Here is a 26,086-nt window from a genome sequence, read left to right on the forward strand (position 1 = left end):
GACATGAACCAGCACGCCAAGATCGAGATTCGCCACTCCACCTGTCCGCACGATTGCCCATCGGCCTGCGCGCTCGATGTCGAGGTGATCGAAGGCCGCAGCATCGGCCGCGTCCGTGGTTCGAAAAAGCAGACCTATACGGCCGGCGTGGTCTGCGCCAAGGTCGCGCGCTATGCCGAGCGCATCCATCATCCTGAACGGGTGATGTATCCGATGCGCCGCACCGGGCCGAAGGGCTCGGGCCAATTTGCGCGCATCAGCTGGGACGACGCGCTCGACGAGATCGCCGATCGCTTCAACCAGGCCGAGCGCGAGTTCGGCGCGGAATCGATCTGGCCTTACTATTACGCCGGCACGATGGGGCTGGTGATGCGTGACGGTCTCAACCGTCTCACGCATGTGAAAAAATACTCGCGCTTCTACCAGACCATCTGCGCCAATGTCGGCCGCATCGGCTTTGCCGTCGGCACCGGCAAGATCGCCGGCGTCGATCCGCGCGAGATGGCGCTGTCCGATCTCGTCGTGATCTGGGGCACCAATCCCGTCAACACCCAGGTCAACGTGATGACGCATGCCGCGCGGGCCCGCAAGGAGCGCGGCGCGAAAATCGCGGCGGTCGACATCTACGACAACGAAACCATGAAGCAGGCCGACATCAAGATCCTGCTGCGGCCCGGCACCGACGGAGCGTTCGCCTGCGGCGTCATGCATGTTCTCTTCCGCGACGGCTATGCCGATCGTGCCTACATGGACAAGTACACCGACTGCCCCGCCGAACTCGAGGCGCATCTGACGACACGCAATCCCGAATGGGCGTCGGGAATCTGCGGCGTACCGGTGGCGGAGATCGAGGCCTTTGCCAAGGCGGTCGGCGAGACCAAGCGGACCTTTTTCCGCCTCGGCTATGGCTTCACGCGTTCGCGCAATGGCGCGATGCAGATGCACGCCGCGAACTGCATTCCCGCCGTGACCGGCGCCTGGCAATACGAAGGCGGCGGCGCGTTCTTCAACAATTACGCGCTTTGGCACTTCAACGAATCCGTCATCGAAGGCCACGACGCGCTCGACAGGTCGGTTCGCGCTCTCGACCAATCGCAGGTCGGCCGCATCCTCACCGGTGATGCCGAGGCCCTGCTCGGCAAGGGCCCGGTCAAGGCGATGCTGATCCAGAACACCAACCCGATGACGGTGGCGCCGGAGCAGGCGCTGGTGCGCCAGGGCTTTGCGCGCGAGGATCTGTTCGTCGCCGTGCACGAGCAGTTCATGACCGAGACGGCTGAGATGGCCGACATCGTGCTGCCGGCGACCATGTTCATGGAACATGACGATCTCTATTACGGCGGCGGCCACCAGCATATCTCGGTCGGTCCCAAGCTGATCGATCCGCCCGGCGAATGCCGCTCCAATCATCAGCTGTTGCAGGCGCTGGCGCCGCGGCTTGGCGCCAAGCATCCCGGCTTCGCGCTGACGGCGCGCGAGTTGATCGACACGACGTTGAAGCTGAGCGATCACGGCGACATCGCCGGTCTCGAAGCCGACATCTGGCGCGACCTGCAGCCGGACTTCCGCACTTCGCATTATCTCGATGGCTTTGGTCATCCCGACAAGAAATTCCACTTCAGGGCAGATTGGGCGCATCCGCCGTTCGGCCAGACCATGGGCGATTTCGACAAGATGCCTGGCCTGCCGGATCATTGGGACGTGATCGAGCACACCGATCCGGCTCATCCATTCCGGCTTGCGACCAGCCCGTCGCGCAGCTTCCTCAACACCACCTTCAACGAGACCCCGTCCTCGCAGGCGCGCGAGGGCAGAGCGAGCGTGATGATCCATCCGCTCGATGCCGCCGCACTCGACATCGCCGATGGCGACGCCGTGACGCTCGGCAATAGCAGAGGGGAGGCCACGCTGCTTGCCGTGCTGTTCGACGGCGTGCGGCGCGGCGTGCTGATCGCGGAATCCGTGCATCCCAACAAGAATCACATCGGCGGCCGCGGCATCAACATGCTGACCGGTGCGGACACCATTGCGCCGATCGGTGGCGCTGCGTTCCACGACAACAAGGTCTGGGTCAGGAAAGCGGCTGCGGCCTGATCCGCAGATTTGCGTCGAGGCGCTAAAGCGCCGCTGCGCTTCAGATTGCCCTTGCACCTCGCTCCGGAGCTGCCGCAAATGGCTGCAGACCCGGAGCAAGGATCAAGCGTCATGACCGACACCACAGCCGTCATCACCGAAAAGCGCGGGCAGGCGTTCTGGATCACCATCAACCGGCCGGAGAAGCGCAACGCGCTCAACGGCGACGTCATCGCCGGCATCGCACGCGGCTATCGCGACGCCCATGAGGACGAGGACGTCCGTGTCATCGTGCTGACCGGCGCGGGCGACAAGGCGTTTTGCGCCGGCGCCGACTTGCAGAATTCCGGTGCGGCTTTCGCGATGGATCATTCCAGGCCAAATGTCGACTATGCCGATCTGTTGCGCCTGTCGCAGAACGCGACCAAGCCCGCGATTGCGCGCGTGGGCGGCGTCTGCATGGCCGGCGGCATGGGGCTTCTTTGCATGACCGACATGGCGGTTGCAGCCGATCATGTGATCTTCGGCCTGCCGGAGGTGAAAGTCGGCGTGTTTCCGATGCAGGTGTTGAGCCTGTTGCAGGAGATCGCACCGCGACGCCTGATCAATGAATGGGCGCTGACCGGCGAGCCGTTCGACGCGAGGGCCGCAAAGGATGCGGGCCTTTTGAATTACGTCGTGCCCACGGCCGAGCTCGACGCCAAGGTCGACTGGCTGATCGCGCGTATCGTCGACAAATCGCCGACCGCGATCCGCCGCGGCAAATACGCCATGCGCGCCATCGCCGCGATGTCGTTCGACGAGAGCATCGCCTACACCGAAAGCCAGATCGCACTGCTCGCGATGACCGAGGATGCCAGGGAGGGCCTGAAGGCGTTCAGCGAGAAGCGCAAGCCGGTGTGGACGGGGAGGTGAGGGGCGGCGCTGTCGTTAAAACCCAAAACAACCCCATGCACAGTAGAGATGGGGGTGAAACGCTTGAAGAGATTTCGGTGTTACCGAAAATTGCTTGCTCCGTCGGGCAAAACAGCTGTATAAGGGCAGAATCGGGTTTCTCGCCTGACGCCATTCGCCGGCGCGGGCAAGCGGTGCGTCCCGGACGCCGAGCTACCCCGCGTTGGCTTTCAGGCCTGCCGCCTGGATGCCGGCGAGCGCGCACGCCTCGTCATTGTCGGACGTATCACCCGACACGCCCACCGCGCCGAGCAGTGTCGTGTCGTCCATGATCAGCACCCCGCCGGGGACCGGCACCAGCGCGCCCTTGGCGATGGTGTTCACGGCGTCGATGAAATAGGCCTGCTCCTGCGCCCGCTGGTACAGCGCCCGCGAGCCCATGCCCATGGCGAGGGCGCCATAGGCCTTGCCGTGCGCGATCTCGGCCCGCAACAGGCTGGTGCCGTCCTGCGCGGCGGCGATCTTGAGCACGCCCCGCGCGTCCAGGATCGAGACGACCAGCGGCTTCAGCTTCAGCTCGGTCGACTTTGCGAAAGCGGCGTCGAGGATTTTTCGGGCGGTGTCGAGGGTGAGGTCAGCCATGGCTGGGGTCCTTTGCAGCTGGAGACGTTGAATTGGTTTTGGCGCGATCGAGGCTCATCGCCAGCACGCGCGCGACGTGCAGCGCCTCGCGTTGAGCGCCATCCCGGATCTGGTGCCGGCAGGACGTGCCATCGGCAACGACCAACGTGGTCTGGTCGGCGCGGCGCACGGCAGGCAGCAGCGACAGCTCGGCCATCGCGATCGAGGCGTCATATGTGTCGGCGCCATAACCGAACGCGCCGGCCATGCCGCAGCAGCTCGATTCGATGGTCTCGACCGCAAGGCCGGGGACGAGCCGCAGCACCTGCTCGACCGGCCTGAAGGCGCCGAAGGATTTTTGATGACAGTGGCCGTGCACGACGGCGTTGTCGGCGATCGCGCCAAGCGGCAATTGCAGCTGCCCGGCTTCGGCCTCGCGCACCAGAAACTCCTCGAAAGTGAGTGCATGCGCGCCGACCGCCCTGGCGTCGTTGTCCTTGCGCAGCGACGCCAGCTCGTCGCGCAGCGTCAGCAGGCAGCTCGGCTCAAGGCCGACGATCGGCACGCCGCGTGCGGCGAAGGGCGCGAAGGTGGCGACGAGACGGTCGAGCTCGGAGCTGGCTTCATCGACGAGACCAGCGGAGAGGAACGTGCGGCCGCAGCAGAGCGGGCGGTTTCCACGCGCAGGCTTTGGCATGTGCACGCGATAGCCGCCTGCGACGAGCACCCGCAGAGCGGCGTCGAGGTTTTCCCGCTCATAGATCCGATTGAAGGTGTCGGCGAACAGGACGAGCTCGCGCCCATCCACGGGTCCGACCGCTTCCGCAGGCGGCGCGAACAGATCGCTGCGGAAGGCAGGCAAGGCGCGGCGCGCGCTGATGCCCGCGAAACGCTCGAACAGCTTTCGCAGCAGCGGGCTGTGGTTGCGCAGATTCGCGAGTGGCGCGAAGCGCGCGGCCAGCCCGGCATAGCGCGGAAGGTAGCCGACGAGGCGATCCCGCAGCGTCAGGCCGTGCGACGCGACCCGCGCCGCCAGCACCTCGATCTTCATCTTGGCCATGTCGACGCCAACAGGGCATTCGTGGCGGCAGGCCTTGCAGGAGACGCAGAGCTTCAGCGTCTCCATCATCCCATCGGAGGACAGCGCGTCAGGGCCGAGCTGGCCTGATATCGCGAGCCGCAAGGTGTTGGCGCGCCCTCGGGTGACATCCTTCTCGTTGCGCGTGGCGCGATAGGAGGGGCACATCACGCCGCCCTCGAGCTTGCGGCAGGCGCCGTTGTTGTTGCACATCTCGACCGCGCCCTGGAAGCCGCCGCCGGCGCCGGGCCAGCCAGACCAGTCGAGCTTCGTCTTCAGCTCGCCAACGCGATAGTCTGGCTTGAAGCGGAACAGCGAGCGATCGTCCATTTTGGGCGCATCGACGATCTTGCCGGGGTTGAGCACGCCATCGGGATCGAAGCGCCTCTTTATCTCCCGAAAGTCAGCGACAAGCCGCTCACCGAACATGCTCTCGTGGAATTCCGAGCGCACCAGGCCGTCGCCATGCTCGCCGGAATGCGATCCCTTGTATTCGCGCACCAATGCAAACGCCTCCTCGGCGATCGCGCGCATCGCCTTGACGTCTTTTTCCAGCTTGAGATTAAGTACCGGGCGCACATGCAGGCAGCCTTCGGAGGCGTGCGCATACATCGTGCCGCTGGTGCCGTGTTTCGCAAACACCTCATTCAGTCGCGCCGTGTAGTCGGCAAGATGCGGCAGCGGCACCGCGCAGTCCTCGACGAAGGAGACCGGCTTGCCCTCCTGCTTCATCGACATCATCACGTTGAGGCCGGCGGCGCGGAAATCGGCGATGCCGCTCTGCAACGCGGGTTCGGTGAGCTCGACCACGCCGCCCCATTTGCGGATGTCGTTGGTCCAGCCGAACCCGAGGTCGCCCATGAGCTCGCCGAGCTGCTTCAGGCGTACCAGATTGTCGGCCTGATCCTCCTCGGCGAACTCGACGACCAGCACGGCGTCGGGATCGCCCTTGATCGCGGCGGAGATGATCGGCTTGAACATCGCAATGTCGCGGCCGAGCGCTATCATGGTGCGGTCGACCAGCTCGACCGCGATCGGCTTCAGCTTGACCAGGTGCTGGGCCGCATCCATCGCCTCGTAAAAGCTGCCGAAATGGCAGACGCCGAGCGCCTTGTTGCGGATCACGGGCCAAAGCTTCAGCTCGACCTTGGTGGTGAAGGCGAGGGTGCCTTCGGAGCCGACCAGCAGATGCGCCATGTTGTTGCGCGCGTTGCGAGGGGTGAGCGCATCGAGATTGTAGCCGCCGACCCGGCGCTGGACTTTTGGAAAGCGCGCCGCGATCTCGTCGGCCTCGCGCGCGCCGAGATCGAGCATGTCGCGAAACAGCGCGCGCGTGCTCTCCCCGGCGTCGACATCCGAGAGATCGCGCGAGACCTCGCCAAAACGGCTCAGCGTGCCGTCGGCGAGCGCGGCCTCCAGAGACAGCGTGTTGTCGCGCATGGTGCCGTAGCGCAGGCTGCGGCCGCCGCAGGAATTGTTGCCGGCCATGCCGCCGATGGTGGCACGGGAGGCGGTGGAGACATCGACCGGAAACCACAGGCCGTGCTTTTTGAGCTGGCGGTTGAGGTCGTCGAGCACGATGCCCGGCTCGACTACGCAGGTGCGGCCGGCGACGTCGAGCGACAGGATCTTGTTGAGGTGCTTCGAGAGGTCGACCACGAGGCCGTCATTGACGGTCTGGCCGCATTGCGAGGTGCCGCCGCCGCGCGGGGTGACCTTCACGCCCTCATCGCGGGCGATTGCCAGCGCCCGCAGCGCTTCGTCCATGGTTTTGGGGACGACCACGCCCGTGGGCATGATCTGGTAGAACGAGGCGTCCGTGGCATAGCGGCCGCGGCTGAAGCCGTCGAACAGGAGGTCGCCGGTGGTTTCGCGGGCCAGACGCGCCGCCAGGCCGTCCTTTGGGGCCGATTTCAGTGATTTTCCGGCCACTTCCGCCGCCATGATCCGCTCTCGTCTGTTTGCCAGCCCGTCTTGCCTAGGGTGGCCGCCCTTGGCAAGGCGGGCCCTGCTTCTTGTGCATTGACGGCCTCGCGCGGGCGAGGGACAAGCCCGGCGAATAGTGATATGCGAGCGGCGCGCCGGAACCCGTGGATCGGGCCGCCAGACGCGAAGCCAAGACAGACTTCAAGACCGGGAAGGACGCCTATGACCGTGCACACTGGAAGGCATTTTCTCCAGATTCCAGGACCGACCAACGTGCCCGACCGCGTGCTGCGGGCAATGGACATGCCGACGCTGGACCATCGCGGCGCGGAGTTCGCCGAGCTCGGTTTCGCCGCGCTGGCCGCGATGCAGCGGGTGTTCCGCACCAAGCAGCCCGTGATCATCTTCCCGTCGTCCGGGACCGGCGCCTGGGAAGCGGCGATGGTCAACGTGCTCAAGCCCGGCGACAAGGTGTTGATGTGCGAGACCGGCCAGTTCGCCGTGCTGTGGCGCGGCATCGCCGACAAGTTCAAGCTCGACGTCGACTTCATCCCGAGCGACTGGCGCCATGGCGCCGACCTCGCCGAGATCGAGAAGCGCCTCGCCGCCGACAAGCCGCACGCGATCAAGGCGGTCTGCGTCGTCCATAACGAGACCTCGACCGGCTGCGTGACGCCGCCGCTGGAGGTGCGCAAGCTGCTCGACCGCGTCAAGCATCCGGCGCTGTTGATGGTCGATACCATCTCCGGCCTCGGCTCGATGGAGTACGAGCACGACGCCTGGGGCATCGACGTCTCGGTCGCGGGCTCGCAGAAAGGCCTGATGCTGCCGCCGGGCCTCGGCTTCAACGCCGTCTCGGAGAAGGCGCTCGCCGCTGCCAAAGCCAACGAGGGCATGCGCTCCTATTGGGACTGGCAGGAGGTCATCAGCTTCAACAAGCTCGGGACTTTCCCCTATACGCCCGCCACCAATCTGCTGATGGGCCTGCGTGAAGCCGTCAAGATGCTCGAGGAAGAAGGGCTCGAGAACGTCTGGTCCCGCCACAAGCGGCACAGCGCGGCGACCCGTGCGGCGGTGAAGGTCTGGGGCCTGGAGACGCAGTGCGCCGATCCCGCCGCGCATTCGCCGGCGTTGACCGGCGTGCGCGTGCCTGATGGACACGACGCCGACGCCTTCCGCAAGGTGGTGCTCGAGAACTTCGACATGTCGCTCGGCACCGGCCTGAACAAGGTCAAGGGCAAGGTGTTCCGCATCGGCCATATCGGCCATTTCAACGATCTGATGCTGATGGGCACACTCGCCGGTATCGAGATGGGCCTGGATCTCGCAAAGATTCCGCACCGGAGCGGCGGCGTGCTGGCAGCGATGGACGTCCTGAAGGGGCGCGACGCAACGCCGATGACGCAGGTGGCCTGATCTATCTGACTGAAGAAGAAATGAGCGCGCGATGAACGCACCGACCGCCAACGAAGACCTGCTCTACTCCGTCACGGACGGCATCGCGCGGATCACCTTCAACCGTCCCCAGGCGCGCAACGCCATGACCTTCGCCATGTATGACCGCATGGCGGAGATCTGCCAGGAGATCAACGCCGACCGCGCGATCAAGGCGCTGATCCTCACCGGCGCCGGCGACAAGGCGTTTGCCTCCGGCACCGACATTTCGCAGTTTCGCGCCTTCAAGACGGCGCAGGATGCGCTTGATTACGAGGCACGCATCGATCGCGTGCTTGGCACGCTCGAGCAGTGCCGCGTACCCGTGATCGCAGCCATCGCCGGTGCCTGCACCGGCGGCGGCGCCGGCATCGCTGCCTGTTGCGACCTGCGCATCGGCACCGAGACCACGCGCATGGGTTTCCCGATCGCTCGGACGCTCGGTAACTGTCTGTCGATGTCGAACATCAGCCGCGTCGTCGCGCTGGTCGGACCTGCCCGCACCAAGGATCTGATCTTCAGGGCGCGTCTCGTCGAAGCGCAGGAAGCCCTGTCGCTTGGCCTGCTTACCGAAATCGTGCCCGATGTCGAGACGCTGCAGCGCCGCGCCGATGAGACTGCGAAGCTCGTTGCGAGCCACGCGCCGCTGACACTGGAGACGACCAAGGAAGCCGTGCGCCGTATCCGTCCGACGCTGTCGCGCGAACAGGGCGAGGACCTGATCCTCAAGGCCTATATGAGCGAAGATTTCCGCGAGGGCATGGACGCGTTCCTCAACAAGCGCACGCCGAACTGGAAGGGTCGCTAGCGCGGGCATCGCGGCTTCTGCGCACTCGCGTGTTTTTGCAGGGCCGCCGCAGTTGCAACCAATCTCATTCCAAAGTCATAAGCGGTGCGTCGCCGGGCGGCTTGAACTGGCCGAAGTTCGCCAGCACAATGCAGTTCGACTTTCGCTTCCGCAAGCGCCAATCCGAACAAGAACATAGACAATAATCTGGAGAAGACACGCGTGGGACATGGAATGAAGGCCGTAATGACAGTGGCGGCTGCGCTTTGGGTTGCGCCGGCACTTGCCGGCTGGGAACCGACCAAACCCGTCGAGATCGTGGTGGCGGCGGGTGCGGGGGGCGCTTCCGACCAGATGGCGCGAATGATGCAGGCCGCGATTCAGAAGAACAATCTGATGAAGCAGCCCATGGTGGTCTCGCTCAAGGGCGGTGCGTCCGGCGCTGAAGCGCTGATGTACATGAAGTCGAGCGAGGGCGATCCGAACAAGGTACTGCTCGCCTATTCGTTGATCTACATGCTGCCGCTCTCGGCCAAGATTCCGTTCAACTGGCGCGAGCTGACCCCGGTCTCGGTGATCGCGCTCGACCAGTTCGTGCTGTGGGACAACAGCGCCGGCCCGAAGACGGTGAAGGAATTCGTCGATGCCGCGAAAGCGGCGAGCTCGCCGTTCAAGATGGGCGGCACCGGCTCCAAGCGCGAGGATCACGTGCTGACCGTCTTTCTCGAGCAGAAGACCGGCGCGAAATTCTCCTATCTGCCCTACAAGTCCGGCGGCGAGGCCGCGACCCAGCTGGTCGGCAACCACACCGAATCCAACGTCAACAACCCGAGCGAAAATCTGGAAGTCTGGCGCGCCGGCCAGGTGCGTCCGCTCTGCGTGTTCGACAAGGAGCGCATCTCCTACACAGCCAAGGTGACGGACACGCAGTCCTGGGCGGACATTCCGACCTGCAAGGAAGAGGGGGTCGACGTCCAGTATCTGATGCTGCGCGCGATGTTCCTGCCCGGCAAGGTCACGCCGGAGCAGCGGGCCTTCTATGTCGAGCTGTTCCACAAGGTGACGCAGACGGCCGAGTACAAGGACTACATGGAAAAGCAGGCGCTGAAGCCGATCTTCCTCACCGGCAAGGACATGGTGCAATTCCTCGAGGAGGACGACGCCACCAACAAGTCGCTGATGACGGAAGCCGGTTTCGTCGCGAAGTAACTGCTCCTTCTTTCTTCTCCCTCTCCCCGTTCTTACGGGGAGAGGGGGGAATTGGCCGCACTCCGTCCCTGACAAAGCATGTCCCAAACCGATCTTGAAATCGTCGTCGACGATCCGGCCGCGCCCGAAGAAAATTCTCCATCCGTCGCGAGCTCGGGCACGATCGAAATCATCGCCTGTGTCCTGCTGCTCGCGCTCGCCGCCATCCTCGGCTACGATAATTGGCGCACCGGTGCGTCCTGGGATTCGACCGGGCCCGAGCCCGGCTATTTCCCGTTCTATCTCTCCCTCATTCTCGGCGGTGGCAGCCTCTACGGCCTGATCGCCGCGTTCCTCGCCCGCCGCGGCCCAAGCGAGACCTTCGTCACGCGCGCGCAGGCGCGCCGCGTGATGGCGGTATTCGTGCCGACGCTGCTGTTCTGCCTGGTGACGCAGTTCCTGGGCCTTTATGTCGCGAGCTTCCTGCTGATTGCGGGCTTCATGCGCCTCGTCGGCAAGATCGCGATGTGGAAATCGCTGCTCACTGCTTTCCTGTTCACGGCGATCATGTTCGTCACCTTCGACATCGCCTTCGATGTCATCATGCCGAAAGGGCCGCTCGAAGCGGCGTTCGGCTACTAGGCGGACCCGCGATGGAAGCTTTCGGTCTCCTGCTTCATGGCTTTGCCGTCCTGCTGACGTGGAAGACGCTCATGCTGATGATGGTCGGGCTGGTGCTCGGCATCTTCGTCGGCGTCCTGCCCGGGCTCGGCGGCCCCAACGGCGTCGCCATTCTGCTGCCGCTCACCTTCACGATGGATCCGACCTCGGCGATCGTGATGTTGTCCTGCATCTATTGGGGCGCGCTGTTCGGCGGCGCCATCACCTCGATCCTGTTCAACATCCCGGGCGAGGCCTGGTCGGTCGCCACCACGTTCGACGGCTATCCGATGGCGCAGCAGGGCAGGGCGGCGGAGGCGCTGACGGCGGCGTTCACCTCCTCCTTCATCGGCTCGCTGGTTGCGGTGCTTCTCATCACCTTCCTCGCGCCGATGATTTCGTCGTTTGCACTGAAGTTCGGCCCGCCCGAGTTCTTCGCGGTGTATCTTTTGACCTTCTGCTCCTTTGTCGGCCTCGGGCGCGAGGCCAAGCACAAGACCGTCATCTCGATGTCTCTCGGCCTTTTGCTCGCCGGCATCGGCATGGATACGGTCTCGGGCCAGCTGCGTATGACCTTCGGCTCGTCGGAGCTCTTGCGCGGCATCAACTTCCTCGTCGCCGTGATCGGCCTGTTCGGCATCAGCGAGATCCTGCTGACGATGGAGGAGCGGCTGGCACTGCGCGGCCACGCCGCCAGCATTTCGCTCCGCGTCGTGCTTGGTGTATGGAAGGACTTGCCAAGATACTGGGTGACGTTGCTGCGTTCCTCTATCATCGGCTGCTGGCTCGGCATTACCCCCGGCGGCGCGATCGCGGCGTCCTTCATGGGCTACAATCTGGCGAAACGCTTCGCCAAGGATCCCGAGAGCTTTGGCAAGGGCCGTATCGAGGGCGTGTTCGCACCCGAAACCGCGGCGCACGCCTCCGGCACTTCGGCGCTGTTGCCGATGCTGGCGCTCGGCATTCCCGGCTCCGGCACCGCTGCGATCCTGCTCGGCGGGTTGATGGTGTGGGGCCTCAATCCGGGGCCATTGCTGTTCGTCGAGCACAAGGATTTCGTCTGGGGCCTGATCGCCTCGATGTATCTCGGCAATGTCGTGGGACTCGTGCTGGTGTTGACGACGGTGCCGATCTTCGCCTCGATCCTGCGTGTGCCGTTCGCCGCAGTGGCGCCGATGATCGTGGTGTCCTGCGCGATCGGGGCCTATGCGATCCAGAACGCGATGTTCGACATCTGGCTGATGCTCGGCTTCGGTATCGTCGGCTACGTCTTCAAGAAGATCGGCATTCCCTTGGCACCGTTCACGCTTGCACTCGTGCTTGGCAACCGCGCCGAGGATGCGTTCCGCCTGTCGATGATCGGCTCCGGCGGTGATCTCAAGGTGTTCTGGTCAAACGGTCTCGTCGGCTCGATTACGACGCTGGCGATCGTCCTGTTATTCTGGCCGGCGATCGGCGGGCTGCTCGCCCGGATCGGATGGACGAAAGCGACGAAATCCGCGGGGGGGAAAAATATCTCTTAATATCAATGGTAGCGACATGGCGCTGTGCAGCAGCAGGATCGCTAAAGAGGAACGGCGAGCGCGATCAGGCCACCTCAAGCGAGTGCTTGAAATAAGCGATCGTCTCCTTGAGGTCATTCTCGAGCGCAACTTTCGGCTGCCATTCCAGCACCGCGTTCGTCTTGGCGAGGTCGGGCTGGCGCCGACGCGGGTCGTCCTGCGGCAGCGGCTTGAACACCAGCTTGGAGCGAGTCCGTGAGCTTAATGACTTTCTCGGCGAGCTCGCGGATGTGAACTCGGAATTGTTGCCGATCTTGATCGGGCCGGTCACGTCCTCGTCCGGCCGCGTCAAAGTCGATAGCCCAAATATAAGCAGCGAATCCGGCAATGACACCAACAATCAGTTGGACTATTCGTAAAGCAGGCAACGGTCTGCACGGTCTGCGTGGCGCTCTCCTTTCACAGTGCGACCAAACTGGAGCGATAGCTCAAGTCTACCGGTTGTGAGCAGATCCAAGTCTCCTTCAAGGCGAGCCGTCAAATCAGATGTAATCCCATGATGAAGCGGATGGCAAGGAAGGCGCCGGCAGCACGAGGGCCGTCGCACTGATTGCTAAGACGGCCGTCCAGGCCTCGTCCAAAATGGAGCCGCGCGCGCGAGCTACTGCGTCTCGTGAGTGTTGAAAAAGCGGAAAGGCTGCCGATCACCCTGGCGGGCCGACATGCTAAGCCATCATCAGCGATCGGCGCCCGCCGAGGGAAGGCCCGCCGAGGCTGGCGAGCGAGCCTTCCCCCAGTACAAGGCCACCTGCTGCCAGCGGCCCCGTCCCGGACGGGACCCTGGGGCCAATTCCTTACCAGTGTCTATACAAAGTTAGTCTGCGAGCTCCGCATCAGCAGAGCTTGCGGGTTAGCTCAAACTGATTATTTTGCAACCTGTTTTAGAACCGTCTATTAGGAGCCACAATTGCCAACATCGATTGAATCGATCGTTTCTGCTTATGTACGATTAGGAAACCGGCGAGCCCTGGAGAATATGCGAGACCTTCGGCGCAAGCTGCTGGAAACAGTACAAGCCACATCGAACATCGAGCCGGCTCAGGCGCGAGATGCTGTACTTGAGGACCTTCGGGCGATCGAGGAGGGACTGGAGAAACTTCGGCCGCCACCGGGCACAGTGCCTGAGAACGAATGGCGCTGAAATCAAACACGCGCATTTTGTAAAAGGTTTGTCTGTCGTTCCATCTGCAGTGTGAGCTGCTTGCGTTCGAGCTTGAGCGCGGCCTGCTGCTCCAGCGTGTTGTGACCGTCGCGCTCCAGAACACTGATCAGAAACGCTTGGTCTTCAATGTGCCGCTGCCGCTTCTTTATCTCTGTCATCAAGGCTTCGAGCTCACCCCGCAGATTTAAATCCACAACGGATACTCCTTAAAAAGTATCGGCCTAAAAAGGGGACATTATGGGCCTCGACAGCTTAAGCAAGGATTAGCTGAGCCATGCCGGTTCAGAGGAGGCCGATAACGCCGACGCACGCGCTGCGATTTGCGCAGACGCTACCGTGTCTGAGTGCCGGCTCTGCACCCAATCTTTCTTTCGTCCAAATTCGGGCACTAGTATTGCTTTTCAGAAAATGGAGAAGTTTAAGTGGCTATGGGTACGGTTAAGTGGTTCAATCCGACAAAGGGCTACGGGTTCATTCAACCCGACAACGGTGGCAAGGACGTATTCGTCCACATTTCAGCAGTTGAGAAAGCCGGTTTCACCTCTCTTGCCGAAGGGGCCAAAGTCAGCTTCGACGTCGTGAACCATCGCGGCAAAGAGTCAGCGGAAAATCTTCGGATTGGTTGATAGGGCGAATGCGCTCCGCCGGCTCAAATTACCAGTCGGCGGATGTTTGTTTGGCTCAATGGTTCAGTTCGTACCGGCGAATCTCGTTGAGGCGTGTCAGGCAATAATCCCGATACAGGTCTTCAATAAGTGCCCACATGACTGAAATCCCCGTTGTCGATGCAGACCAAGCTAGATCCGGTTTGTTTCCGGAGTGCTTCTTGGGTCATGAAAATGGCTTCGTAGGCCCGCCGGTTCACCCTGGCGGGCCTTTTTTTCGATCGCGCAGTTTAACGCAGATGTCCTAGGCCAATTCCGAGGTTGCGGGCCTTCTGCCTTAGTGCCCCCTCAGACCGCTTCATCAGCTTTGAAAGCTTTGCCACTCGTGTGCGGGCTTTGGAGGTGTTTTCAGAAGCTTGACGTCATCCTTCGTGTACTCTTTGCGCTTGCTCGTCGTCTTTTTTGCCGCTTGATGTTCTCCAACGTGATCATGCGCGGGGTTGGAGTGGTCATGCGAATGCGTCAAGCAGAGGTGGGCTCTCTTACCCATCAAAGTGACCCCTAGTTGCCTATCTGCGCTGAAGTGGGATGCCGGCTCCGATTTCGCTTCGATCAAGAACGAATTGCATCGATCACGTGAGCGATCAAAATCGCTGCGCCAGCCGCAATCACAATGACGAAAATCCAAGTAATGATCGCGTCCATTCTCTGACTGAACGCGCCGATCCATGCATAGTCAAAGCGATCGTTCCGCATCAGGCGGTTTCAGCTCCGGCTGAGGATTCGCGGCAACAAGTGCGCTCCGTGTCGGCCCTATCGGCCGAATGCCAAGAGGAGCAGTAGGCCGGAGGGGAGGCCGAAGCGGCGGCCCGGAAGCAGAAAAAGCCCCTCTTTCCGAATGTGCATGGCGGTCTGCGGCACCGCTGAGGCGAGCATTGACCCACTTGCCTCTGCGAGAACCTCGGTTGCCGGCCTGTGTTGTTCGACTAAGCGAACGGGAGGTTGTAGGATGAGCACCGAGACGACGTTCGTCTGCGATTGTTGCTTACGCGAAGCGGAAAATCATGTTGGTTGGGCTCATATCAGTAATTGGGCCCATGGGGATCGGCAGGTCATGCCGGACGAAGCCCGCGATCTATGCGAAATTTTCTGGAGCCCACTGCAGCAGTTGCTGAAGCAGCAGCTTGAGCAAATGCCCGCTAGGAAAGCTCTGCCAATGGAACGAAGGCTTCGCCTGCCCCCAGCTCCGCGTCAACATTCGCACCCTTTATCGTCTTGCTCGAAGTCTAAGCCGCATCGATGAGGATAAGTCGCTCTCTGCCGCCCGACCAGGTCAGCTCCCTGTTCCAGCGGGGTACGTTCGAAAGCGCAGATATGCACTCACACGCGAATTTACGAATCCGAGCCGACGGGCGAGTTCCTAATCGGAACAGTGCTGAAGCGAACAGCCTAATCGGAACAGTGCTGAATCGAACGGTAGGAATGCTGCAAGCTTGATAGCCTCGTTCTCGCTTGGTCCTTGCTAGCGTGAGGACCAGGCAACCTCCAGCGGCCCCGACCTCACCACTCCTCTCTACCAAAACCGGGGCCGTCCACGCCCTCATCGTCCCTCGCTGCCCGCGCGCAGGATGGCGTTGTTGGCCGCAAGCTGACAGACAATCCTCCCGGCGTGTGTCGAGCGGGTTGCCTTACGCCGTGCCTCGGAGCGGTCGAGCGAGCTGTACGTCTAGGCGCCTCGTGGCGTTGGCCTGGACGAAAGCCTCAAGCGCGGGTGAGCGCGATGTGATGCCCGCGGTGGCAATACACCAGAACGACGCGCAAACCCCTCACGCGCGTCTCGCCGAAGGTGATCTTCAGCGGCCGGCCGTCCGCGTGCGTTGGCGTGTGGCGTCGAGGGCGAGGCATGCCGCCATCGAAGCGCGGTCCCGGCGAGAGTCAACTTGTCGATTACTGGGGGGCTCCGTACGTCAGCGAGGTACTGCAAATCGTGGGTGTAGAACTCTATCGGGGCGCGTTCTATTTGGAACATTGCGGGTAGGCCAGACTTGCCGTCGATGATGGTGACGGGAGACAAATCATGTGGCAGCGCCAACACGACGTCGATGATTTCGCGCGGATGGAACGCATGTGCCGGGACATGGCGGTCGACAGCACGTTTCCCCTCGAGCGCGCCGGCTTACTGGAGATGGCGGAAAACTATCGCGCTGCCGGTGAGCAAGCGCGGTGGGAGACTGGCCCCACGGCCGGACCCAAAGGCGAAGCGTCCCGGCACTAGTTGGACGGGGTGGATTAGGCCACTGTCCAGACGTCTCCGGCCCGCGCATTAACGGCTTCACCGCCCGATTGACCGACGCGGCCTTTCTGTGCTGAACATTGCACCATGCGAAAACTCATATTTGCCGCCGTCGTACTTGCCGTATCTCTGTCGAACATTTCGTTCGAGTGGGGAAACGCGTACCTTGTCTGCCTGCTCGCCGTGATCGCTGGCTACGCAATCGACGCGGCATACGTAATAGCCTACCGCCGGCATGTCGCTTGGATAAGGCGTCAGGCGGCTGGTTAATTATCGTGGTGCGTGAGGCTCACTGAGCGTCGTGGGTGTGGAAAAGAAGCCTGCCGGTGCACGCTAGTGCTTGATTAGTGTATCAGAAATGAATACACGCTAGCGTTACTCTCCTTGTTCTGCGTTTTCTTAGCGCAGGTTACTTTTGCCGGAACGCATCTCCAACAGCTGAGACACTGCCGCAGGTCCGGCTACAGCATGCCAGACACGGGCGCGCGGCTTCAGTGCCGCGGTTGACGCTCGTTGATTGGTTTCGCGTCACGCTACCTCTAGTCAAACGCACAGTGCAGGACTACGCCATAGGTAAGCGGGTGCAATTTTTAGATTTGCAACCTCCCGATCTCTCATTTTAAGAGAAAGTCTCGGTTTGCGACGCAGGCGCCACAGAGAACTTTTTGAATCCTATGAACTTATGGGCGAGCGCGATGAACGGTCGCTCAATTGCAAAGCAGGTCACGAGCGACGCACTCAGACTAATGGCCACGAAGGTCGGGATGTGGCTCGGAAGATGCTGCTTCGTCTTCCAAATATAGTCGATAACAATGGGGTGTAGGAGATACGCCGAATAAGAGATCGCTCCGATACCTTGCATGATCGGCAACGAAGCGCGCGGCGGCCGTTGGAGCCAGTGGCAGATTAGCACACCCGTCGCGAGCGCCGCATATGTCCCCTGGAAGTAGCCACCGAAGTTGCGAGCCGTGATCGGGACCGCTACACAGATCGCGAGAACCGCGAGAGCCGAATTGAACGCGATATGGCTTGCAAGAAACTCTGGCACTTTCCGATTATCAACCAAAAGAGCGATAATCACCCCAATGAGAAACTGATGATAGTAGGCCAGGGTCAGCGACTCAGTGTGATTGAGCCGAGCGGCGATGCTTACGACCATTAGAATGAGAAAGAAAGTTACGGGGTAACCAGTTCTTCGCGCGATGAAGAGAAGCGCTGGGAACGTGATGTAAAACCAGAACTCGACAGCGAGGCTCCATAGAACGCCGACGCTGTATCCAAACCATACTCCAAAGTCTGAGGTGAACGTGAGAAGGCCCGGCATCTGCAGGAGAAATTTGTCTGCGTCGTCGCGATAGAGCCAGAGCCACACGATCAGGATCTGCGCTACATACATTGGGTAGATCCGCGCAGCTCGACGGACCCAAAACCTCACTACGTTCGGAATTGTCAGCATCCCATCGCGTAGGAGAATGCTACAGATCAGATAGCCGCTAATGACGAAGAACACGCTGACCCCGATAGCCCCTCCCGGAGCCGTCGATGGGCTCGCATGCCCCACCATCACGAACAAAACGGCAACGGCCCTCAGCCAGTCCAGATATTCGACGCGTTGTTCCATGCCCCGCCCTGCCGAGCAAAAGGATACCTCGCCAACTGAGGCGCGAGTAAGGTCACCGTGACTGACCGTCGCCCATTCTTGCGACGGGAACAACCCGAGCGGACGGCAGTTTGAAACCCGAGCGGACGGCAGTTTGAAATTGTAGTTTTAAAGGGAGGTATGGCCGTGAAGCGATATGTTTTGGCCCTGGCCGCATTGGTAGCGCTGACCGCGGGCGAGATCACTTCGGCGAAGGCCGTGGAATTTGATGTCGGCCCGGGCGGGGTTTACGTCGGTCGGCACCGCTATCGTGACTACGATCCGGACCGCTATTACGGTTCTTATAACCGATATGGTGGCGACAGTTGCGGTATGTGGCTTCACGAATGTGCGCGCTCGTACGGTAGGGGCACCCGTCTGTACGAAATCTGCCTGCAACGGCCCGCAGCAGTCGAAGCCTGCGGGCGCTAACAGCAGGCTCCGCTAACGTTGCCCGCGCTGCGATAAGACGCGAGTGTCTCGTTCGCCTTTACGGGCGGAACCCTGCGTGGCCGGAGTCCCCGTAAGGTGTTCTGGCGAACGGCTTGGTCGGCTCAATCGCGACGCTGACGATCGTGCTGCTGTTCTGGCCGGTGATAGAGGATTTGCTTGCGCGCTTCGGACGGACATAGCGGCCGAACGCATATCGCACTAGGAAGCAGCTCTATCCCTGAATGTTTAAACGGCATGCGCGTCCCGCACAATCGGCTGGTCATGCCGAAGAAATAGCTCAGGCGGTGCCAAAGGCGACATATTGGGCGCCGAGCGGAATGCGCCTCAAGGCGCCCTCGACGCGGCGTGCCGGCTCTGCCTCCCAGGGCAACAGTAGGAAATGATGCGCGCCGATCTCCCGCAGATCGCTGGCCGCCATCAATCTCCGCGCCTTGCGAGCGCTGAGCAAGACAGCGTCGCGATCGAATTCGCAGCGGGCAACGGCGAGGCGGGCAAGCGGATTGAGGGGGTTGTGCTCGATGATGCAGGCCAATCCCCCAGGGCGCACCACGCGCCGCATCTCATTGACGAAATGCGTCCATTGGGCAGGCGCGACGTGGTGCAGCACGCAAATCGCGGTTACGAGATCGAAGTTGCCGTCGTCGAAGGGAAAGTTCCTGCCGTCGAAGGTACGGTAGTCGCCGCCGGGATTGTCGGCGCGCGCTTGCTCGATGCTGGCCGATGAAACATCGAGACCTGTCAGGCTGCCGACGATGCCGCGCAGCAGCGGATGAAAGCTGCCGACGCCGCAACCGACGTCGAGCATTGCGGGTCTTGCCGATCCGAGTCGCCGCGCGATTAGTTCACGCAGGAGGTCGGCTTTGGGGCGCATGAAGAAACTGTGGGGTAGGCCCGAGAAGTCGATCGATGACTGGACGACGTCACGGTAGTTGCTGCGGTACTGGTCGAAAAGCTCGCTCATCTGGGCTCACTGTCGATACATGGCGTGAGCTGCGGCGTTCGCCGGCGCAGCCTGTGCGCGATCGAAGCCCAACCGCTTCTGCACGACGTAGAGCGGACGGTGTTTCACCTCGGCGTGAATGCGGCCTATGTAGAGTCCGACGATGCCCGTCATGAGCATGTTCAGTCCGCACAGGAGCGAGATGACGACGATGGTCGAGGACCAGCCGGCGACCAGGTGGCTGTCCTTGGTCACCCACAGCGCCAGCACCCAGCCGCCGTAAAGCAGCGCCAAGCAAGACACCACGAGCCCACACCAGATCGCCAGACGCAAGGGCACATCAGAAAAGCCGAGCGCTGCGGTCAACGCGAGACGCGTCATCTTGAGCAGCGGATATTTTGTTTCGCCGGCCGCGCGCTCAAGGCGATGGAAAGTCACTTCAGTCTGCCGGAAGCCGAGCCAGGCGATCATGCCGCGCACGAAGCGGTCCCGCTCCGGCATCTGACGCAGCGCGTCGAGCACCTTGCGATCGATGAGGCGGAAGTCACCGACGTCGGCCGGAATCCGAACCGAGGTCATGCGCCCGAGTATCCGGTAGAACAGGTGGGCCGTCGTGCGCTTGAACCGGCTTTCGCCAGCGCGCGACAGGCGCCGCGCATAGACGACTTCGTAACCTTCTTCCCATTTGGCGATCAGTTGCTCCACGACCTCAGGCGGGTCCTGCAGGTCGGCATCCATAACAACGATCGCGTGGCCCTGCGCCGCGTCCATGCCGGCGGTGATGGCGACCTGGTGGCCGAAATTGCGTGACAGCCCGATCAAACGGTAGCGCGGGTCGCGCTTGACGAGTGCTTCCAGCACGATGGGACCGCAATCGCTGCTGCCATCGTCCACAAAGATGACCTCCGTAGCCCCGATGAGCCGGGTCAGCAGCAGGTCGAGCCGGCGCAGCAAGACCGGTAGAACGGCCTCCTCATTGAAGACCGGGACAATGATGCTGTAGCTGACCTGCCGGGAATCGATCGCCATTGGGGTCCATTCCGTTTTGAATGGGCGGAAATCTAGAGCGCCGGTGGTTAAAACGGCCTTGCCCGAACAACTAGGAACGGCTCGAACCGAGGCTCTTTTTTCGTGATTGGTCGGGAAGGGAGGGGGCAATCAGGCTGATCCGGCCGGACCGGGCCCCGAAGCGGCAGGCATCCAAAATGACATCCACTGGGGAGGCTGCCCCTACCGTGAGCGCCCTAGTCTAGACGACGCCCGCCCGCCTTAGTCTTTCGATCTCGTCATCGTAAAAGCCGAACTCCCTCAGCACCTCGTCCGTCTGCTCGCCGAATTCCGGCGGGCGTGCCACCATCCGGCTCGGCGTGCGCGACAGCGTCACGGGCTGGCCCACCAGACGGATGTGCCGGTCCTCGTCATTGGGCACGTCCTGCGCGATGCCGAGATGCTTGACCTGCGCGTCCTCGAACATCTGGTCGATTGCGTAGATCGGGCCGCAGGGCACGCCGGCCTCGTTGAGCTCGCGCACCCAGGTCCCGGTCGACTTCGTCACCGTGCGTTTCTCGATCTCGGCGTTGAGCGCATCGCGGTTCCTGGAGCGAGCAGGGGCCGTCGCGTAGTCGGGATGATCGTAGAGTTCCGGCGCGCCGATCGCCTGCGCGCAGCGCTCCCAGATCCGTCCCCCCGTGGTGGCGATGTTGATGTAGCCGTCCGAGGTCTTGAACACGCCGGTCGGAATGCTGGTCGGATGGTTGTTGCCGGCCTGTTTGGCGACTTCCTTCTCCATCAGCCAGCGCGCTGCCTGGAAGTCGAGCATGAAGATCTGGGCCTGGAGCAGTGAGGTCTGCACCCACTGGCCCTTGCCGGAGACCTCGCGCTCGAGCAGCGCGGTGAGGATGCCGATGGCGCAGAACAGCCCCGCGGTGAGGTCGGCGACGGGGATGCCGACCCGCATCGGGCCTTGACCCGGCGCGCCGGTGATCGACATCAGTCCGCCCATGCCTTGCGCGATCTGATCGAAGCCCGGGCGCTTGTGATAGGGGCCGTCCTGGCCGAAACCGGAGATGCTGCCATAGACGATCCGCGGGTTGATCGCTGCGACGCTCTCATAATCGATGCCGAGCTTTTTTTTCACGTCGGGGCGGAAGTTCTCGACCACGACGTCGGCCTTGGCGGCGAGGCGCTTGAACACGGCAAGCCCGCGCTCGTCCTTCAGGTTCAGCGTCATCGCCCGCTTGTTGCGGTGCAAATTCTGGAAGTCCGCCCCGCGCCGCGGGCCGCCCGGTTGCTCGCCGCCGGAATCCTCGGCCAACGCGTCGATCTTGATCACCGTGGCGCCCCAGTCCGCGAGTTGCCGCACGCAGGTGGGCCCGGAGCGGACGCGGGTCAGATCGAGCACGGTGAAGCGCGACAGGGCTTCCGAGGCATGCGGAAAGGGCATCTTGAGTGGCTCCGGGAACAACTTGCCGCGCTACCATAGTGCCGAAACATCATGCGGCAAGCGCCGACTGACGCACCAATGCACCGACCTGGAGAAAATCTCGTGGAACGAACCTTGTGCTCGGGATCGCGCTCACATCCAGGTGCGTGTGGTTGTGGTGACGTCGTGCCAGCCATCGGCGAGCGCGGCCGCAATGTGGGCCGGGCCGTGAGCGCAGTGCCAGGCTGCACGAGGGAACTCGCGTCGCCGGTATGCTGTTTTGTCAACTGCTTTGCCCCAAGAAACGGAAAATTAACTTGGTCGCGTTGAACCTTGGGGTCTAATGGTGTGGTACTTTGGAGCATCTCCCTTCGGAGCTGAACTCTAGTCGAGAGATGGCCGTTGAGATCGGACTCTACCCTGAACGAAGATCTGGTCTCCGACGATCCATTTTACACGGTCGTTGGTAATAGCATCCAGGGAAGTTACATCCCGGCGGGTTCGGCAGGCTCGGGCTCTGGAGGGACGACCCCCGGCTCGGTCGTGTCGGTCACCACTGGCGGCATCACCATCAATCTCATTCTCGATGCGGCTGCGCAGGCTGCGCCGGCCAGCTTCAAGAATGGCCTGCAGCAGGCGGTCGCGATCCTGGCAGCCAACATTACCGACAAGATCACCGTTAACATCAATATCGACTACAGTGGCACAGGCGGCGGTGCAGCGGCTGGGCCCGACAACGGCCTCTACGAGAATTATTCGTGGGTCCACTCGCAGCTGGTGAACAACGCCAGCTCGGGCGACACCACGTTTAATAGCCTTCCGAGCGGGACAGCGATCCAGGGACAGTCGAACGTCGCGGCCTGGAATGCGCAGCTGAAGCTTTGGGGTGTCGTTGGTGCCAACGACACAACGACCGACGACGCCAGCGCGAATTTTTCCACCGACATCAATCCTAGCCTGCTGGTTGGCGTCGCCCTACATGAGCTGACGCACGCGATGGGGCGCGTGCCCTATGGTTCGGCGCCCGACGTCTTTGACCTATACCGGTTCACAAGCCCCGGCGTTCGCTTGTTTCAGGGAGGCGCAACAGCGCCAGCCGCGTATTTTTCATTGGACGGCGGTACTACCAAGATCGCCGATTACGGTCAGAGCTCGGACCCGAGCGACTTCCTGAACAGCGGCGTGCAGGGGCCGAATGATCCCTTCAACGAGTACTACACCGGCAGCACCACTCAAGGTCTGACATCTGTTGATCTGAAGCAGCTGGATGCGCTCGGATTTCACCTCACCATCAGCAATCCGGTCGTGATCGAGTCCTATGGTTTCACGACCCTTGTTGAGGCTGGCAGCAACTACTTCATGAACGCGACGACCGGCGGCGCGGGCCCGTCCGTCAAATACGGCGGTTCGGCATACGTAGCCGGGCAGTTCGGCGCTTGGTCTCCGATCGGAGCCGAAGCGATTTCGGGCGGCTACGAAGTGGCCTGGAAGAGCGGATCTCAGTTTACGATCTGGTATACGGATAGCGGCGGCAACTACACGTCAAACGCTGGTTCGCTCGCGTCGAACAGCACCAGTTTGGAAGCGTTTGAGACGAGCTTTCATCAGGATCTGAACGGCGATGGAACGATTGGAATTCCAGCAACGACGATCGAGTCATATGGCTCGACGAGCCTTGTTCAGGTTAGCAACAATTACTTCTTCAACCCCATAGGGGGAGGAACAGGACCAGAATTCAGCTACGGAGGATCTCCCGTCGCGCAAGGTCAGTTTGGCGCTTGGTCACCGGTCGGAGCGGAAGTGATTTCGGGTGGCTACGAAGTGGCTTGGAAGAGCGGATCTCAGTTCACAATTTGGTATACGGACAGCGGCGGCAACTACACGTCAAACGTTGGTTCGCTCGCGGCGAACAGCGCCAGCTTGGAAGCGTTTGAGACGAGCTTTCATCAGGATCTGAATGGCGATGGCACGATCGGAACTCCGGCAGAAACCGCGGGGACAACAACAATCGAATCATATGGCGCGACGAGCCTGGTTCAGGTTGGCAACACTTACTTCTTCAACCCCGTAGGGGGAGGAACAGGACCAGAATTCAGTTACGGAGGATCTCCCGTCGCGCAAGGTCAGTTTGGCGCTTGGTCACCGGTCGGAGCGGAAGCGATTTCGGGTGGCTACGAAGTGGCCTGGAAGAGCGGATCCCAGTTCACGATTTGGTATACGGATATCAGCGGAAAATACACGTCGAACGCTGGATCGCTCGCGGGCAACAGCACCAGTTTGGAGACCTTTGAGACGAGCTTTCATCAGGATTTGAATGGAGACGGCATCTTAGGAGTCGCAGCACAGGTCTCCGCACACTCAAATCTCAGTGTTGAACGGCAAGTTGTCTCCCCTCTTCCCGCGGGCGAGCAATTCCATTTTGGACAGGGCCAAGAAATTTTGCTCGCTCGGTCCAGCGCGCGCGATCTGGCTCAGTTCGATTGGACTGACGGTAGCCACTTGCATTCATTGCACGTCAACCCAGTTGAAGTCCTGCCAACCCACGATGCCCTGAGCACATGGTATGAACTCGCCCGTAGCATAACTGAGGACCACGGGCACCTGCTGTTCACGTAACCTAAGCGATTGCCCTTTTTTGATACGGCCCATAGCTAAATTGACGAGCCCAATTCAAAATGGGCTTTTCCACGAAATTGTAGGAAATCCAGCAGAGCACGATCGTGCATACGAAGGCGGCAGTGAGCAAACTTAGGTCCTCTAGAGTTTGCAGGCGTTCTCCTCGCCGCATCGCAATGAAGAACAGCCCAATCACCATTGGGTGGAATAGATATACAGAATAAGAGATCGTCCCGAAAAACCGGAGCGGTGCGCAGTGCAGTACTCGAAGCCTGCCGTGATCTCTGTTCAAGAGGATGACTATTATTGCAGTCCCATACAACAGGCCAAGATACAAGTGACCCCAATAATACATCGTGTCCGCGGGTTGCTTAGAATACAGGACGAGGAAGAACGGGATCGCCCCCACACAGAGAGTCAGAACTAATGTGATCAGAGGGCGTCGCTTATTCAACCACGCGAGACTTTGTTCTCGCCTAAATGCCATGGCGATCAGTCCTCCCAGACAAAGCTCATCAAGTCGTAGCAATGTGTTCACATAAGGAGCGAAATGATTGTCGGGATACTTCAGATGAAAATACGCACGCGCCGCAGCTGAGATTGCGCCGGTCGCCCAAAGAATGATCCTTAAGCGGGACACTGGTGTCAGATAGACGACAACGGGGAAAACTAGGTAAAATTGCTCTTCGATCGCAACTGACCAAGTAACGCTGGACGCGCTCGGTCCCCATTCATTGTGGAAGGACATATACCAATTTTGCAAGAAGAGAAGGTAGGTCACGGGACTTATATCTGCATTGAAATAAGTGTTTGCGGGAAGGCACAAAGTGAACCCCCAAAAGAATAGGAGCAGTATGAGATAGGGGGGCAATATTCTCGCTGCACGACGCAGGTAAAACGTCGCGAAGTAGCTCTCTTTCTCGCGTTTATCGACAAGAATTCCAATGATCAAAAAACCGGAGAGCACAAAGAACAAGTCAACGCCCGTGCGACCAAATATCAGAATGCTAGAGAGCCATGCGGATGCGCTGCCTAGGCTAGGTGAGATGACAGCTCCAATGAAATGCCAGAGAAGGACCATCAGCACTGCGACGCCTCTGATGCCAGTCAGCTCGACGATGTGCTGTTCAGAGGAAAGAATTGCGTTCCCCATGATTTCTCCCAAAAACCGTTTAGGCGCGGCTAGCGACATTCCGATCGGGTGATAGATCTAATCGCGGAATCTAGCCCAGCCGGGTTCAAGTTATAGAAAGTCGGTCGACCCAGATGAATAGCGCTCATCGTTGCGGATCTTCTAGTTTCGAAAATGAACGAGCTCGCTTTTGACGATATGAAGAAGCCGTTGCTCGGGGGCTTGTCGAATCGATCGATGCTAGCACAGCACAAATCATCGCACCGGATTGCGCGTTGCGGCGGTTCTTGATGGAGCGGGAGCTCATGTCAGACGTCCGCACCCAGCGTCGCAGCACTGAGCCGTGTAGATTCGAGCTCTCTTTGGTCGCCGATGTGATCGGCGCGTCCACACCCCAGCTCACCTGGCCCTCCTCGGTGAACGACCGACCATGAGGTTCTTTCCATTCTTGGGCTTAATGCAGCTCTCTCTCTTCGGAAAGGTCCAACCTGGGTTGCTCCGGTTGAGTCTTGGAAAGATAGGCGTTTGGCTTGGGCTATTGATGTCGATTAGGATTGCGCGCTGATCGTTTAAGTGTCGACGGCGAGGTTGCCGGTATGTC

Annotated in this window: 21 protein-coding genes and 1 pseudogene; 11 read left to right on the top strand and 11 right to left on the bottom strand. The window is 61.1% G+C overall.

All coding sequences use genetic code 11. From position 1 onward, the window contains the following. Positions 1-3: 3 nt before the first annotated feature. The gene (locus tag BM222_RS14610; protein ID WP_092228921.1) at positions 4-2,094 is read left to right on the top strand and encodes a molybdopterin oxidoreductase family protein; all 2,091 of its coding nucleotides are present in this window, start codon (positions 4-6) and stop codon (positions 2,092-2,094) included. Between the two features lie 111 nt (positions 2,095-2,205). Continuing rightward, a complete protein-coding gene (locus BM222_RS14615; protein WP_092228981.1) occupies positions 2,206-2,988 on the top strand; it encodes an enoyl-CoA hydratase/isomerase family protein in 783 nt (260 codons plus the stop codon). 192 nt (positions 2,989-3,180) lie between these two features. On the opposite strand, the gene BM222_RS14620 is transcribed toward BM222_RS14615, so the two are convergent. Both BM222_RS14620 and BM222_RS14625 read right to left on the bottom strand, forming a co-directional pair. Further along, positions 3,181-3,609, bottom strand: coding sequence for a GlcG/HbpS family heme-binding protein (locus BM222_RS14620; protein WP_092228922.1), 429 nt, complete (start codon positions 3,607-3,609; stop codon positions 3,181-3,183). Then, positions 3,602-6,610, bottom strand: a complete 3,009-nt coding sequence (locus tag BM222_RS14625) for an FAD-binding and (Fe-S)-binding domain-containing protein (RefSeq protein WP_177243222.1) — start codon at positions 6,608-6,610, stop codon at positions 3,602-3,604. Before BM222_RS14625 ends, BM222_RS14620 begins: the two co-directional genes overlap by 8 nt. 204 nt (positions 6,611-6,814) lie before the next feature. Here BM222_RS14625 and BM222_RS14630 point away from each other — a divergent pair, with 204 nt between their 5' ends. The 5 genes from BM222_RS14630 (at position 6,815) to BM222_RS14650 (ending at position 12,184) form a co-directional block, all read left to right on the top strand. Then, positions 6,815-8,008 (top strand): pyridoxal-phosphate-dependent aminotransferase family protein, encoded by a 1,194-nt coding sequence (locus BM222_RS14630; protein ID WP_092228923.1) that lies wholly within the window; start codon positions 6,815-6,817, stop codon positions 8,006-8,008. 31 nt (positions 8,009-8,039) lie between these two features. Then, entirely contained in the window at positions 8,040-8,834 is a 795-nt protein-coding gene (locus BM222_RS14635) for an enoyl-CoA hydratase/isomerase family protein (protein WP_092228924.1), read from the top strand. A 213-nt stretch (positions 8,835-9,047) separates the two neighbouring features. Beyond that, positions 9,048-10,022, top strand: coding sequence for a Bug family tripartite tricarboxylate transporter substrate binding protein (locus tag BM222_RS14640; protein ID WP_177243223.1), 975 nt, complete (start codon positions 9,048-9,050; stop codon positions 10,020-10,022). Between the two features lie 78 nt (positions 10,023-10,100). Then, entirely contained in the window at positions 10,101-10,643 is a 543-nt protein-coding gene (locus BM222_RS14645) for a tripartite tricarboxylate transporter TctB family protein (protein WP_092228926.1), read from the top strand. Between the two features lie 11 nt (positions 10,644-10,654). Next, on the top strand, positions 10,655-12,184 hold the full coding sequence (locus tag BM222_RS14650; protein ID WP_092228927.1) for a tripartite tricarboxylate transporter permease: 1,530 nt from the start codon (positions 10,655-10,657) through the stop codon (positions 12,182-12,184). Between the two features lie 64 nt (positions 12,185-12,248). Here BM222_RS14650 and BM222_RS14655 read toward each other — a convergent pair whose 3' ends face one another. Both BM222_RS14655 and BM222_RS40010 read right to left on the bottom strand, forming a co-directional pair. Beyond that, entirely contained in the window at positions 12,249-12,494 is a 246-nt protein-coding gene (locus tag BM222_RS14655) for a Rossmann-fold NAD(P)-binding domain-containing protein (protein ID WP_244547131.1), read from the bottom strand. A gap of 872 nt (positions 12,495-13,366) precedes the next feature. Next, complete coding sequence (locus BM222_RS40010) at positions 13,367-13,579, bottom strand: hypothetical protein (protein WP_143105960.1); 213 nt, start codon at positions 13,577-13,579, stop codon at positions 13,367-13,369. Positions 13,580-13,807: 228 nt separating this feature from the next. Between BM222_RS40010 and BM222_RS14665 the strand changes: the two genes are divergently transcribed. Next, entirely contained in the window at positions 13,808-14,011 is a 204-nt protein-coding gene (locus tag BM222_RS14665) for a cold-shock protein (protein WP_092228929.1), read from the top strand. A gap of 269 nt (positions 14,012-14,280) precedes the next feature. Here the strand turns inward: BM222_RS14665 and BM222_RS42080 are convergent. Both BM222_RS42080 and BM222_RS41060 read right to left on the bottom strand, forming a co-directional pair. Further along, positions 14,281-14,462: pseudogene (locus BM222_RS42080) on the bottom strand (hypothetical protein); the annotation flags it as partial. 140 nt (positions 14,463-14,602) lie between these two features. Beyond that, positions 14,603-14,746: a hypothetical protein gene (locus BM222_RS41060; protein WP_177243208.1), complete on the bottom strand. Its 144-nt coding sequence runs from the start codon at positions 14,744-14,746 to the stop codon at positions 14,603-14,605. Between the two features lie 1,321 nt (positions 14,747-16,067). On the opposite strand from BM222_RS41060, the gene BM222_RS14680 reads away from it, so the two are divergent. Further along, positions 16,068-16,265: a hypothetical protein gene (locus tag BM222_RS14680; RefSeq protein WP_092228930.1), complete on the top strand. Its 198-nt coding sequence runs from the start codon at positions 16,068-16,070 to the stop codon at positions 16,263-16,265. A gap of 637 nt (positions 16,266-16,902) precedes the next feature. Here BM222_RS14680 and BM222_RS14690 read toward each other — a convergent pair. Further along, the gene (locus tag BM222_RS14690; protein ID WP_092228932.1) at positions 16,903-17,904 is read right to left on the bottom strand and encodes an acyltransferase family protein; all 1,002 of its coding nucleotides are present in this window, start codon (positions 17,902-17,904) and stop codon (positions 16,903-16,905) included. 165 nt (positions 17,905-18,069) lie between these two features. Between BM222_RS14690 and BM222_RS14695 the strand changes: the two genes are divergently transcribed. Next, a complete protein-coding gene (locus tag BM222_RS14695) occupies positions 18,070-18,354 on the top strand; it encodes a hypothetical protein (protein ID WP_143105961.1) in 285 nt (94 codons plus the stop codon). 298 nt (positions 18,355-18,652) lie between these two features. Here the strand turns inward: BM222_RS14695 and BM222_RS14700 are convergent, their stop codons facing one another. From BM222_RS14700 to BM222_RS14710, 3 genes are all read right to left on the bottom strand, one after another. After that, the gene (locus tag BM222_RS14700; RefSeq protein ID WP_092228934.1) at positions 18,653-19,336 is read right to left on the bottom strand and encodes a class I SAM-dependent methyltransferase; all 684 of its coding nucleotides are present in this window, start codon (positions 19,334-19,336) and stop codon (positions 18,653-18,655) included. A 6-nt stretch (positions 19,337-19,342) separates the two neighbouring features. After that, positions 19,343-20,344 carry a glycosyltransferase family 2 protein gene (locus BM222_RS14705; RefSeq protein ID WP_092228935.1) on the bottom strand — a complete coding sequence of 334 codons (1,002 nt, stop codon included), beginning with the start codon at positions 20,342-20,344 and terminating at the stop codon, positions 19,343-19,345. A 220-nt stretch (positions 20,345-20,564) separates the two neighbouring features. After that, positions 20,565-21,758 carry a CaiB/BaiF CoA transferase family protein gene (locus tag BM222_RS14710; RefSeq protein ID WP_092228936.1) on the bottom strand — a complete coding sequence of 398 codons (1,194 nt, stop codon included), beginning with the start codon at positions 21,756-21,758 and terminating at the stop codon, positions 20,565-20,567. Between the two features lie 381 nt (positions 21,759-22,139). On the opposite strand from BM222_RS14710, the gene BM222_RS14715 reads away from it, so the two are divergent. Beyond that, positions 22,140-24,353, top strand: a complete 2,214-nt coding sequence (locus tag BM222_RS14715; RefSeq protein ID WP_092228937.1) for an NF038122 family metalloprotease — start codon at positions 22,140-22,142, stop codon at positions 24,351-24,353. A gap of 1 nt (position 24,354) precedes the next feature. Here BM222_RS14715 and BM222_RS14720 read toward each other — a convergent pair whose 3' ends face one another. After that, complete coding sequence (locus tag BM222_RS14720; protein WP_177243224.1) at positions 24,355-25,506, bottom strand: acyltransferase family protein; 1,152 nt, start codon at positions 25,504-25,506, stop codon at positions 24,355-24,357. Positions 25,507-26,086: the final 580 nt, after the last annotated feature.

Source organism: Bradyrhizobium sp. Gha, assembly GCF_900113735.1.
In the GTDB taxonomy this organism is placed as follows: domain Bacteria; phylum Pseudomonadota; class Alphaproteobacteria; order Rhizobiales; family Xanthobacteraceae; genus Bradyrhizobium.